Source organism: Pseudomonas sp. GL_091, assembly GCF_057837725.1.
In genome coordinates this window covers 4,790,708-4,803,158 of record NZ_CM174451.1, presented here as the reverse complement: position 1 = coordinate 4,803,158, position 12,451 = coordinate 4,790,708, and the positions used below count along the sequence as shown (strand labels likewise).

Genomic DNA, 12,451 nt, shown 5'->3' with positions numbered 1-12,451 from the left:
CGTACGATCCAAAAAAAAAGCGCCCGATCCACATTGCATGGACCGGGCGCCGATCAATCCGCTCTAGTTCGCCACTACTGGCACCGTCACGGTTTTGCCGAGGGATGATTTGATGGTCGCCGTCGGGCTAGGCGACGGGACACTGCCGACGGTCGTCACCGCTATGTTCCAGCGCGCTCCTGTCGCCGTAGGCGTCAGGGTGGCGGTGCCAAGGTTCGCCGTACCGGTTGTGACCGTGGCAGTCGCCGTGATGGTATTGCCCGTGCCACGCGAGGTGGTGCCGGACAGGACCCAGTAGTAGCGGCCGTTGCTGCGGGCGGTGACGGTAGCGCTGGTGACGATCAGGCTCTCGTTGACCGCTGCCGAGACCGCCACGGACACCGTTGCCGATGCCGACTCCGCGCCCTTCGTATCGGCGGCTTTATAGGTAAAGGTCGCGGTGAACGGCGCGGGGACCGTGGCCGGTGGTGTGTAGGTCACGCGCAGACCATCGGTGCTGACCACGCCCTTGCCGGAGTCCGGTTGCTCCAGCCCCACCACTTTAAGTGGCACGTTACCGTCAGGGTCGCTGTCGTTGGCCAGGACGTTGATGGTCAGCGGTTGGCCGTTGTTGCTGACGGCGCTGTCGGGGTTGGCGATCGGGTTTTTGTTATCGCCATCGTTATTGGCACGGGTATCGCCAGTGCGGAAGGTCGGCAACGCGGAGGAGTTGACGTAGGTGACGCCGTCCCAGCCGGGCAGGGGCGCTGGCATCAACTGGAACTGGCCGGGGTGCTCGATATCCCAGCGCAGCAGCATGGACGTGTCTTCGTGCTGGGTGTTGTGGCAGTGCTCCATGTAGGTCCCGGCGAATTCACGGAAGTGAATCGCCATTTCCACATCCACCGAGCTGTCGATGCCCTCGCCGATGCGATAGACGTCTTTGCGCGCCCATTTTTCCCATTCCGGCGGTGGGTTGCCATCCCGGTGGAGGACGATCCCCTCTTCGAAGTGCACGTGGACCGGGTGGTTCCAGCCGTTGCCGCCGCTCTTGATTTTCCACACCTCAAGGGTGCCGTCGCCGGAGAACCCGGCAGGGGTCGGGCCGTTAGCCAGTTGCGGAGCGGCGCTGATGATTCGAGGGTCCATGGGGAAGCCGAATGCACCGCCGTCGGTCTTGATGGTCCAGGGGGCTTCATCGGTGCCGTCGGAGCGGCCGAAGATGAACTCGCGATGCCGCGCCACCTTCAGCTTGGCCTGCACCGCTGGGTCGTCGCGGTTGAGGGTCAGCGGGATCATGCTCTTGCCGGCCGGTTTGCCTGGTTTGGCGGGCTCGTAGTCGGCGGGATTCATGCTCACGTCCTGGCCGGCATAAGGCTGGACCACCATTTGCATGAACTTGCCCACCCCCGGGTCGCCGGCGTCCCATTCCAGCCCTTTGCTGCCCAGTTTGAGCACCGCCTTGTACTTGCCGGACAGGACATCGGCCAGGCTCAGCAGTGTAGCCTCCGGCCCCTTGCCGTCGTGGTGCTCCATCAGGTTGACGAAGTACAGCTTGTCGCCGGTGTTGATCCCGTTTTTCGCGAAGTTGACGATGATGTCGTAACGCTCGGCGATGCCCATGGTGGGCAGGATGGCGTTGTGGTTCTGAATGTTGCCATCACCTTCCAGGTCCATGCTGCCGTCGAACGGCACGGCGTGTTCCATGAGGTTGCCGTCGTTGGCGATCAAGTGGAACGGCACGCGGGTATAAGACAGGCCGGAACCGGCCGGGCCGGGGAATTCACCGCCGGTGCCGGCGACTTCACGCACCAGCGCGATCCTGAAGTAGCGCGACACCGAGCCATTGAGGATGCGGAAGCGATAGCTGCGCGCCCGCACGTTCAGGCGTGGCTGGTACTGCCAGTTGACCAGGACCTGATCGCCGAGGAAGCCGTCGGTGTTGAACGGGTTGAACCACAGTTGGCCATTGGTGTCCCAGGCCTTGTCGGCCACCATCAGGTTGACGTCATAGTCGCGATTGCCCCAAGGCATCGCCGAACCGCTGGGCAGACGCAGGTTGACGCCGTCTTCGAAGGCTTCGTTACCGCGATCCAGGGCGCTGTAGTAATTCATCATCACCGCGTTGCCCTTGTAGACGTTCTGCGCGGTGAAATCGACCATGTGGTCGTGGAACCAGTGGGTGCTCATGGTTTCGCGCCAGTCACCACGGATCTTGATGCTGCCGTTGTTGCACGTCTTCAGGCCCGGAGTGGCATCGTTGACGAACAGGGTTTCGCCCGGAGCGCAAGGGAACGCCGCGCGCGGATCCTGAGCGCTGGTGTTGATGGTGTCGTAACCGGCCAACTGGATCGGCCAGCGATAGTCGTAGTACTGTCCCGGAAAGAAAAACGCACCGGAAAAGCCATCGCTTTCGGCCGGGGAGTGGCCGTTGTGTTCGTGGGTGGTGAGGGTGTGCAGGCCAAACCCCATGTTGGCCGCCGGATCGATCGGCAGGGCGTTGTAGTGGCGCATCAGCGCGGCTTGACCGTAACGCACCATCAACAGTTTTGGCGGAAAGGTGCCGTCGAAGGTCCAGAGCGCCTTGTGGTTCTGAATCGGCATGTTGGGGTGAAAACGAACATTTATGCCTTTGGTGGTGCCCGCAATGACCGGGGTGCTCGAGGTCTGGTTGTAGAGCCCGCCAGGCCCGAACTCACCGACGGCGTAGTTGTGCAACTGTCGGCGGTCGCGCATGCCGCTGTTGAGCTGGGCGCCCGCTTGAGCGGTTTTGAAGCCGACCTGTGGGTAAAACTCGTTCCAGCGCTGATGCGACCAGCCTTTTCCTGGTGGACGACCTTCGGCCGGTGAACCGACCGGATGGCGGTTGAGGAAGGCTTCGATCTGCGCTTTCCACGGGTTGCGGTCCAGCACGTTGGAATACTGCGATGGAAACGGGTACAGCCCCGGCTGGCGCATGAAGGCTACCAGCGCCGTGGGCGAAGGGCCGCTGCGGGCGATGTTGTTCGGGTCCTGCGTGGGCGCCGGGCCGACGAGCGGAACCGGGAAGGTCAGGGGCGGTGCCGGCAGAGTCGGGTCGAGTTTTTCCGTGCCGAATTCTTCGAACAGCAGCAGTTGCTGAGTGTACGGCTGCGCCCCGAACAATGGGCTGGGTTTGCCATTGGTGGGGATTTTGAATGATGTCTGCAGGGCTGGCGGCAGCACGTTGTCGGTCGTTGGCGTGGTGAGGCGGGTACCAAAAGCGCCATTGGGCAGGGCGATGGAGCCCTGGTTGACGGGTGGCATGGCCCGTAAGGCAGCCGCCGCGGCATCGAGGTCGGCCGGCGGGTTGCTAAACGCCGAGGGGTCCGTCGGTGGTGGCGGGCCGAAATCATCCAGCGGTACGGCGTTGGCGTTGCCGAGGCTGATGTTGATCAGCATCACAGCGGCGATGCCCGGTTTCCTGAAAAAACCGAGCGATTTGAGGTCAGGCATTTTTTTCATGTTGTTCCCCTCGGGGCGCGCCGGTGTGGCTGACGTTCGCAATTCGCTCAATGCAAGAGGTGCGCCAAGCGCGAGGAGATCCGGGGGAAACAAATAGCTGTTTGATATCAAACGCTTGATGGATAGGACTTTGGTCGTAGTGGCGCAGTGGGTAGGAACCCTCAAAGTTGGGGGCCTTCACCCACCTAATCCCCCCCACTCACACCACAGACCGGTGTGGTGGTGGACGCTTTCGCGAACAGGCGAGCTCCCACAGGAGATCGAGGAGTGGGCAAAACCGCAGTCCCCTGTGGGAGCGAGCCTGCTCGCGAAGCCCCCTGCTCATCCAGCACAAAGTGTGCCTGATTCACTGCTGTCAGCCTCGAAAACGCAACGCCTCCATTCGGACCGCAGGTGTCAGGCACGCTATGATAGGCGGCCCTTGCCTCCCGGAGCCTGTCACCGCAATGCCCCTGATCAGCCACTTCAAGACCCCGTGCCCCGAGCACATCAATAGCCAGATCCTGCAGATGGTGGTCGACAACCTGACCGACATCAGCATGGTCGCGATCCCGCCCAGCAACCTGCTGTACAACCTCTATCAATACGCGATCGGCTATGAGGTGCACCTGTATCTGGAGGCGCTGAACGGTGAAAAAGGCATTGCCGTGGAGTTGATCGTCGCCACGGACGAAGACGACCCGCAAAAGGTGACTGGCTTTGTGCTGTACCTGCCGGTGCAGGACGACCCCGAGGCCTGCGGCGTGGCGTACATGGCGGTGCAGGCGGAGTATCGGCGCCAGGGCGTGGCCCGGCGGATGCTGCGGGAAATGGTCGGCCGCTATCCCCATGCCGAGCTGACCTGCGCGGTGGCGAAGGTGCCGTATTTCGAGGCGATGGGCTTTCAGGTGCTGGGCGTGCGTGCGACCCAGGTGTTGATGAACACCCGCGACCACGCCACCGATGGCTTGATGGCGCTGCTGGATGTGGCGTCGATCTACAGCTCGCTGGAGGTGCGGCAGATTCATACCTACCTGCTGCAAAAGCATGGCAAGCGGGCCATGACCGACGCGGAAAAACAGCGCGACCGGCATCTGGACCAGTTGACGCGCAAGGCCAATGAATTTGTGCGGGGACGGCTGGGTGGCAATGCGGTGCCGGCTAGCGGACCTCGATTGCGCCTGGTCTGACTGCACTCTCCCAAACACCACAGCTCCCCCTGTGGGAGCGAGCAGGCTCGCTCCCACATTTAATTGCGGTCAGCGTTTAGGCCAGCTTCACATTCATGGTTATCCGAGCCGTGAACACCTTCTTGCCATCGGCATCGTGAATGTCCACCGGCACGATCTTGTCGCCTTCGGTGGTCCAGTCCACCGCATCCCCCTCGGCCACCGCCGTCACATCACTCTTGGCCTTGGCCAGGTATTCCACGGTCATGCCTTTGGGGATCCAGCGTGCGCCGGCGGGAATGGATACGTCGGTCATCATCCCGGCGGCCAGTTCGGCGGCGTTGCACATCGCAATCGCATGCACCGTCCCCAAATGATTGGTGATTTCCCGGGCAAATGGCACGTGCACGGTAGCGGAGCCTTTGCGCAGGTCCTTGACCAGCGGGTTGATGGTGGAGAAGTAGGGCGCCACCTGGCAGGCCATTTTGCTGAATGCTTCCGGGCCTGCGTTGTTGAACATGCTGAGGAACTGACTCATTTTTTTGCCTCTTGAGGATGACGGGTTGCAGAATAATGTTCCGAAACAGAATAATGTTCTGTGGCGGAACAGTATTCTGTCGAAGGGAAATCTGTCAACCTAGCGCCACTTGTTCGCTGGTAACCGCCAGCCCTCACCTATGACTTTTCCGGACTGTCTTTGCGCATGGAAACCGCCGATCTGCTCGAACGCTGCTACCCCGGACGACGCGCCGAACTCAAGCGCGACATCTTCAGAAAGGCCCTCGGCCTGTTCAACGAACAGGGGATCGAGGCCACGACCATCGAAATGATCCGCGTCGAATGCGATACCAGTGTCGGTGCGATCTATCACCATTTCGGCAACAAGGAAGGCCTGGTGGCGGCGCTGTTTTTTACCGCCCTCGATGATCAGGCCCGCTTGCGCGACAGCTACCTGGCTGAGGCCAAAACCACTCAAGCAGGGGTGCATGCGCTGGTGCACAGCTATGTGGATTGGGTCGATAGCCAGCCGGAGTGGGCGCGGTTCCAGTACCACGCGCGGTTTGCCGTTACCAAGGGGCCATTCAAGGACGAACTCGCCACCCGCAACAAGACGCGCAACAGGCAGTTGCTGGAATGGCTGGGCGCCCACGGAAACGAGCTGGGGAGTTTTCCCGCGGAGTTGATCCCGTCGCTGATCGTCGGCCAGGCAGACAGTTACTGCCGCGCCTGGTTGTCGGGCCGGGTCAAGGGCAGCCCGAAGGCGTACCGGGACATGCTGGCGGAGGCGGCGTGGCGGTCGCTGTGCACCACCGACCCTCAATGAAAATCTCCCACATTGGAGATGTATTGATAGGTAGATGGTTTTCAGAGGTAAAAAAAGAGCCTCAAAGCTCTTGATGGGGAGGAAGTGGAGCCGTGAGGCTCAAGATGCGCATGAAGCAGGCGGTGAGCTTGGTAGTGGTTCAGTTCACTCACCACCTACGCAGCGGTTTGCACAAGCAAGCGGCTGCGTAAGTTCATCCTAAAAAGACCGAGTGTTTCACTCAAGTACCGCTAGTCGCATCCCCAGGCCAGCCGGCGCGACGCAACGCCTTGAGCAACGTTTCGGCATCCAGCCCCTGCACCCCATGCCCGTTGCCTTCGGCGGTGTCGGCGGCGAGCAGGGCATTGATGATGGCTTCTTCCACAGCTTCGGTGGCAGCCAGGAACAGCTCGCTGATGTGGTCGTTGTTGACCATGCTCAGGTTGTCGGTGGTCGGCGCTTTCTTGCTCTCATAAGCGGCCGGTGGCACGCGGTCGTTACCGGTGGCGAAGGCGATGAAGATGTCGCCGCTGTGGTCTTCATTGCCGCCGCCGGTGCGGGCCAGGCCGAGGCTGGCGCGCTGGGCCAGGCGGGTGCACTGGTGCGGCAGCAACGGCGCATCGGTGGCCAGGCAGACCACGATCGAACCCATGCCCGGATGGGGCAACGAGGCCTTGAGGAACGGCGAATCGACCTGTTCCATGTAGCGCCCGACCGGGTAGCCATCGACGCGCAATTCATGGCGGATGCCGTGGTTGGCCTGGACAATCGCCCCCACCGTCCAGCCGCCCTGGGCGCTGTTCAAGCGGCGCGACGCGGTGCCGATGCCGCCCTTGAATTCGTGGCAGATCATGCCGCTGCCACCGCCGACATTGCCTTCGGCCACCGGGCCACCCGTCGCCGAGTGCACGGCCTGGGCCACGTGTTCCGGCTTCACGTGAAAACCGTTGATGTCGTTGAGCAGGCCGTCGAAGGTCTCCAGCACCACCGGCATGTTCCAGTAGAGGCGCCCGTCATCCGGCTGCTGTTCGCGGTCGAGCACGATCAGCGCGTCGCGCACCACGCCCAGGCTGTGGGTGTTGGTGAAAGCGATGGGGCTGGTCAGCAAGCCGGCCTCGCGTATCCACTCCAGCCCCGTGGCATCGCCGTTGCCGTTGAGCACATGCACACCGGCAAAGCAGGGTTGCTGACTGGTGGAACCGGCGCGCGGTTCGATGACGGTGACGCCAGTGAGGATGTCGCGGCCGTTGGCAGTGCGTCCTCGTACATCGCTGTGGCCGACCCGTACGCCGGGGACGTCGGTGATGGCATTGAGCGGGCCGGGTTGCAGTTGGCCGATGGGGATGTTCAGGTCACGGGCGCGTGGTTTCATGGGTTTTCTCATCGTTAATTCATTCCAGAAAATTTGCAGGCCAACTCGATCTTGTGGCGAGGGAGCTTGCTCCCGCTGGGCTGCGCAGCAGCTCCAAGATCTCGGTTAACACGTCGATTTTGTGAGTGCTGCGCACTCAAGCGGGAGCAAGCTCCCTCGCCACAGAACAGAGCTGGATTCACTGGCCGTTTTTGACCTTGCTCCAGATCCGCGTGCGCACGCGCTCTGTAGCGGGCGGCAGTGGCTGGAGGGTGAACAAGGTCGCCATCGCTTCGGCAGGTGGATAAACCGCCGGGTTGCTGCGGGTCGCTTCGGCCACCAGCGTGGTCGCACTACGGTTGCCGTTGGGGTAGTTGAGGTGGTCGCTGACCGGGGCGATGACTTCAGGGCGCATCAGGTAGTCGATGAAGGCCATGCCTTGTTCCGGGTGCGGGGCGTCCTTGAGCAGCACCAGCGTATCGAACCACACCGGCGCGCCTTCCTTGGGCAGGCTGTAGGCGATCTTCACGCCGTTACCGGCCTGCTCGGCGGTGGCCTTGGCTTCGAGCATCGCCCCGGACCAGCCGACCGCCACGCAGATGTTGCCGTTGGACAGGTCGCTGATGAACTTCGACGAGTTGAAGTAGGCGATGTGCGGGCGCAGCTTGAGCAGCAATGCTTCGGCCTTCTTGTAGTCTTCAGGGTTGGTGCTGTTGGGCGGCAGGCCAAGGTAGTGCAGGGCCACCGGCAGCATCTCCGACGGCGAGTCGAGCATGGCCACGCCGCATTCGCCGAGCTTGGCCAGGTTCTCTTCCTTGAATACCAGGTCCCAGGAATCCACCGGCGCCTTGTCACCCAGCAGCGCACGTACTTTGTCGATGTTGTAGCCGATGCCGTTGGTGCCCCACAGGTAGGGCACGGCGTACTGGTTGCCCGGATCGTTGTTGGCCAGTTTCGCCAGTAGATCGGCATCCATGTTCTTGAAATCCGGCATTTGCGCACGGGGCAGGGGGGCGAGGGCACCGGCCTTGATCAGCGTGGGCAAACTGAAGTTGCTGGCAACCACCACGTCGTAGCCACTGCGGCTGGTGAGCAGTTTGCCTTCGAGCACTTCGGCACTGTCGAAGGTGTCGTAGACCGGCGCAATCCCGGTGTCGCGCTTGAAGTCCTGCAGGGTGGTGGGGCCGATGTAGTCGTACCAGTTGTACACGTGCACGGTCGGGGCTTCGACAGCAAAAGCCGATAGCGACACCGCCAGGCAGGCGCCAAACCCCAGATTGAAATACAAGCGGTGACGACTCATGATGCGGCACTCCTGGCCTGTTGCGGCCGGTGGTAATCAGGAGTTTGCAGCGTATCGACCGGGGTGGCCTTCACCCATTCCCATCATGGGTTACTCAAAAGGGGTAGAGCGTGGATGCGTTGTTGAAAGAGTTGCCGGTGCACCAGGGGCTGGCGCGGGTTTTCACGGCGGTGGGGCGGGACAGTTTCTGGCGTGCGCTGGTGGATACCCTGCGCTTGCTGGTGCCGCTGGACAACGCGCTGGTAGCGCTGATGCGTCCGGGCCATGTGCCGCGCCTGCTGATCGATTTCGATGCCAAGGGCAGTACCGAAGAACATGAAGATCTGGCGGACTACAGCGCCGGCATGTACCTGCTCGATCCGTTCTATCAAGCCGCCTGCGCGGGCATCACCGACGGTTTGCACAGCCTCGAATCGGTGGCCCCCGACCAGTTCCAGCACAGTGAGTATTACCTGAGTTACTTCAGCGCCGTGGTCGGTGGCGACGAGTTGCAGTTCATGGTCAACGTCGACGGCGCCGTGCTCGGCCTGTCCCTCGGGCGTTCGACGCGCTTCAGCCTTGAGGAGCAGGGCCGCCTGCTGTGCGTGCGTGACTGGGTGCTGGCAGCGATGCGCCGACACCTGGATTTGCTGCCGCCGGAAGGGCCGGCCGCCGAGCCACCGGCCGGCGACCTGGCGACCTTGCTCGATCGCTTCGACGCGCGCCTGACGCTACGGGAAATCGAAACCGCGCGCCTGATTCTCCAGGGCTTCTCCAGCAAGGCCATCGCCCAGCAATTGGGCATCTCCCCGGAGACGGTGAAAGTGCATCGGCGCAACCTCTATCACAAGCTCAACGTGAGCGGGCATGGCGAGTTGTTTGCGTTGGTGTTGCAGCCGCGCTGAACTCCTGTGGGAGCGAGACTGCTCGCGAAGGGCGCGACTCGGTGTTACTGCCGAAACACCAACGCCTTCAACCCACACTCCACATCAGCATCCGGAAACTCCGGCGGATTCTCCAGCCGCTGCTCAAACTTCAGGCTCGGCGCCTCACGAGTCACGCCATCAATCAGGAAATCGGCACCGAACGCCGGGTCGTTCATGCACGCCAGCACCGTACCTTCAGGGCTGAGCAATTCCGGCAACCGGCGCAGCACACGCTGGTAATCCTTGGTCAGCAAAAAGCTGCCTTTCTGGAACGACGGCGGGTCGATGATCACCAGGTCATACGGTCCCTTGCCGATCACTTTGCCCCAGGATTTGAACAGGTCGTGGCCGAGAAAGGTCACGTTGCTCAGGTCGTGGCCGTTGAGCCGGTGGTTGTCGCGGCCACGGCTCAGGGCCGGGCTGGACATGTCGAGGTTGACCACATGCGTCGCGCCACCTTCGATGGCCGCCACCGAGAAGCCGCAGGTGTAGGCGAACAGGTTCAATACCCGTTTGCCTTCGGCATTGGCGCGGACCCAGTCGCGGCCGTAGCGCATGTCGAGGAACAGCCCGGTGTTCTGCTTGCGGCCCAAATCGACCCGATACTTCAACCCGCCTTCGGTGATGGTCATTTCCTCGATGACGTCCCCCAGCAGCCACTCGGTGGTGCTTTGCAGCAGGTAGCGATGTTGCAACAGCAGCGTGTGGGCACCGGATTTTGCCCATTGCTCAGACCGGGTGACCGTCATCAGCACCTGCTTCAGGTCTTCCATTTGCGCCTCTTCCGGCTCCTTGAACAGCGCCACCAGCACCACGCCCTGTAACCAGTCCACGGTCACTTGCTCCAGCCCCGGCCAGCAGCGGCCACGGCCGTGGAACAGGCGACGGGTTTCGGCGGGGGCGGCCGCCAGGGCGGTGAGCAGGTGCTGGTTGAGGGTGGCGAGGGCTTCAGGGTTCATCGGGTCGGGTCGGTCATTTGTGGGGGGCGGCATTTAAACATAACTGAGTCTTTGCCGGGCCATACAAAACAGGGTGGGAGCGAGCTTGCTCGCAATAGCGGTGGGTCATTCAGCAGTTGTATCGCCTGACACGACGCCATCGCGAGCAGGCTCGCTCCCACAGGTTTTCCGGTGCTCGTCAGGAGCGAGTTATCACGTTTAATTTAACTTTACGTGAGGATTTGGCGATCTTCCGGCTCCCATAATCGGTTCCAACGAACAACAACAAACCGGAGCCGGACATGTCGCAGAGCACTGCTTCACCCAAGTCCAGTCATCCACGCTGGCTACGCCTGACCCACTGGCTCAACGCCCTGGCGGTGCTGGTGATGGTCACCAGCGGCTGGCGCATCTACAACGCCTCGCCGATCTACGAATTCAGTTTTCCCAAGTCGATCACCCTCGGCGGCTGGCTGGGTGGCGCGCTGCAATGGCATTTCGCGGCGATGTGGTTCCTGGCGATCAACGGCCTGATCTACCTGGCCTTCAACCTGTTCAGCGGGCGCCTGAAGCGACGTTTCTTCCCGGTTTCGCCCAAAGGCGTGCTGCATGACCTGTGGGCCGCCTTGCGCGGAAAACTCGGGCACGCCGACCTCAGTCATTACAACCAGGTGCAGCGGGTCGCTTACCTGTTCGTCATGGTCGACATCACGCTGCTGGTGCTCTCCGGGCTGGTGTTGTGGAAGTCGGTGCAGTTCCCGCTGTTGCGTGAATTGCTGTTCGGTTACGAAGGCGCGCGTCGTGTGCATTTCTTCGCCATGGCGCTGTTGGTGGCCTTCGTGGCGGTGCATCTGCTGATGGTGGCGCTGGTGCCGAAAACGCTGTTGGCCATGATCGTCGGCCGCAAGGAGCAGGTATGAAAAAGCGCATTCAGATTCCAGGGCTGGACGAGGCTACGATCCTGACCGATGCCCGCAAGATCCTCGCCCCGCAGATCGAAGACCGCTCGCGCCGCTCGTTCCTGTTGCGTGGCCTGACCCTTGGCGGCGTGGCGATGTTGTCCGGCTGCAACATCACCGACAACGAAAGCGTCGAGACCGCGCTGTCGTCCATGTCGCGCTTCAATGACCGGGTGCAGGGCTGGCTGTTCAACCCCAACGCGATGGCGCCGACCTATCCCGAATCGATGATCACCCGGCCGTTTCCCTTCAATGCCTTCTACGGCATCGACGAAGCGCCGACGGTGGAGGAGGAGAGTTATCGCCTGGAAGTCACGGGCCTGGTCGCCGACAAACGCAGCTGGCGCCTCGAAGAGCTGCGCGCCATGGCCCAGACCGAGCAGATCACCCGGCACATTTGCGTCGAAGGCTGGAGCGCGATCGGGCGTTGGGGCGGCGTGCGCTTCAGCGACTTCCTCAAGCGCATCGGCGCTGACACAGACGCCAAATACGTCGGTTTCAAATGCGCCGACGACTACTACACCAGCATCGACATGGCCACCGCACTGCATGCGCAAACCCTGCTGACGCTGACTTATGACGGCGCGGTGCTGCCGCGCGAATACGGCTTCCCGATGAAGCTGCGCATGCCCACCAAGCTCGGCTACAAGAACCCCAAACATATCCAGGCGATTTTCGTCACTAACACCTATCCGGGTGGCTTCTGGGAAGACCAGGGCTACAACTGGTTCGGTGGCAGCTGACAGGTGCCTGACCATTTCACACCTCCACAACCCACGCTCCAAGGAGTTTCATCATGAAAAAGTTGACCACTGTTGTTCTGTCCATGTGCCTGGCCGTTGGTGCTGCCAGTGTTTTTGCCGCCGATACTATGAGCAACGACAGCATGAGCAAGGATTCGATGTCCAAGGACGCCATGTCCAAGGATGCCATGTCCAAAGACGCGATGAAGAAAGATGCAATGTCCAAGGACGCGATGAAGAAAGACGCGATGTCCAAGGACTCCATGAGCAAGGACGGCATGAAAAAAGACGCCATGTCCAAAGATGCGATGAAGAAGGACGCCATGTCGCAGTAAACAT

At 61.7% G+C, this 12,451-nt stretch carries 11 protein-coding genes; 6 read left to right on the top strand and 5 right to left on the bottom strand.

Translation table 11 applies throughout. The features are described 5' to 3' along the window. Positions 1-63: 63 nt before the first annotated feature. Positions 64-3,462, bottom strand: coding sequence for an Ig-like domain-containing protein (locus AC3ITY_RS21835; RefSeq protein WP_489304879.1), 3,399 nt, complete (start codon positions 3,460-3,462; stop codon positions 64-66). A gap of 446 nt (positions 3,463-3,908) precedes the next feature. On the opposite strand from AC3ITY_RS21835, the gene AC3ITY_RS21830 reads away from it, so the two are divergent. After that, on the top strand, positions 3,909-4,631 hold the full coding sequence (locus tag AC3ITY_RS21830) for a GNAT family N-acetyltransferase (RefSeq protein WP_489304878.1): 723 nt from the start codon (positions 3,909-3,911) through the stop codon (positions 4,629-4,631). A gap of 76 nt (positions 4,632-4,707) precedes the next feature. Here the strand turns inward: AC3ITY_RS21830 and AC3ITY_RS21825 are convergent, their stop codons facing one another. After that, positions 4,708-5,148 (bottom strand): hotdog fold domain-containing protein, encoded by a 441-nt coding sequence (locus AC3ITY_RS21825; RefSeq protein ID WP_489304877.1) that lies wholly within the window; start codon positions 5,146-5,148, stop codon positions 4,708-4,710. 165 nt (positions 5,149-5,313) lie between these two features. Between AC3ITY_RS21825 and AC3ITY_RS21820 the strand changes: the two genes are divergently transcribed. Next, positions 5,314-5,934 (top strand): TetR/AcrR family transcriptional regulator, encoded by a 621-nt coding sequence (locus tag AC3ITY_RS21820; RefSeq protein WP_489304875.1) that lies wholly within the window; start codon positions 5,314-5,316, stop codon positions 5,932-5,934. Positions 5,935-6,154: 220 nt separating this feature from the next. Here AC3ITY_RS21820 and AC3ITY_RS21815 read toward each other — a convergent pair whose 3' ends face one another. Together AC3ITY_RS21815 and AC3ITY_RS21810 are read right to left on the bottom strand one after the other, a co-directional pair. Further along, the gene (locus AC3ITY_RS21815; protein WP_489304873.1) at positions 6,155-7,285 is read right to left on the bottom strand and encodes a DmpA family aminopeptidase; all 1,131 of its coding nucleotides are present in this window, start codon (positions 7,283-7,285) and stop codon (positions 6,155-6,157) included. 178 nt (positions 7,286-7,463) lie between these two features. Then, positions 7,464-8,567 carry an extracellular solute-binding protein gene (locus AC3ITY_RS21810; RefSeq protein WP_489304871.1) on the bottom strand — a complete coding sequence of 368 codons (1,104 nt, stop codon included), beginning with the start codon at positions 8,565-8,567 and terminating at the stop codon, positions 7,464-7,466. 110 nt (positions 8,568-8,677) lie between these two features. On the opposite strand from AC3ITY_RS21810, the gene AC3ITY_RS21805 reads away from it, so the two are divergent. Continuing rightward, positions 8,678-9,451 carry a helix-turn-helix transcriptional regulator gene (locus AC3ITY_RS21805; protein ID WP_489304870.1) on the top strand — a complete coding sequence of 258 codons (774 nt, stop codon included), beginning with the start codon at positions 8,678-8,680 and terminating at the stop codon, positions 9,449-9,451. A gap of 44 nt (positions 9,452-9,495) precedes the next feature. On the opposite strand, the gene AC3ITY_RS21800 is transcribed toward AC3ITY_RS21805, so the two are convergent. Continuing rightward, on the bottom strand, positions 9,496-10,431 hold the full coding sequence (locus AC3ITY_RS21800) for a class I SAM-dependent methyltransferase (RefSeq protein WP_489304869.1): 936 nt from the start codon (positions 10,429-10,431) through the stop codon (positions 9,496-9,498). A gap of 281 nt (positions 10,432-10,712) precedes the next feature. On the opposite strand from AC3ITY_RS21800, the gene AC3ITY_RS21795 reads away from it, so the two are divergent. Genes AC3ITY_RS21795 through AC3ITY_RS21785 form a run of 3 tightly spaced genes read left to right on the top strand, consistent with a single transcriptional unit; the run spans position 10,713 to position 12,447 of the window. Further along, entirely contained in the window at positions 10,713-11,330 is a 618-nt protein-coding gene (locus AC3ITY_RS21795; protein ID WP_477753147.1) for a cytochrome b/b6 domain-containing protein, read from the top strand. Next, positions 11,327-12,112, top strand: a complete 786-nt coding sequence (locus AC3ITY_RS21790; RefSeq protein ID WP_489304868.1) for a molybdopterin-dependent oxidoreductase — start codon at positions 11,327-11,329, stop codon at positions 12,110-12,112. The genes AC3ITY_RS21795 and AC3ITY_RS21790 overlap by 4 nt, the downstream gene beginning before the upstream one ends. 53 nt (positions 12,113-12,165) lie before the next feature. Then, entirely contained in the window at positions 12,166-12,447 is a 282-nt protein-coding gene (locus tag AC3ITY_RS21785; protein ID WP_489304867.1) for a pentapeptide MXKDX repeat protein, read from the top strand. Positions 12,448-12,451 lie beyond the last annotated feature (4 nt).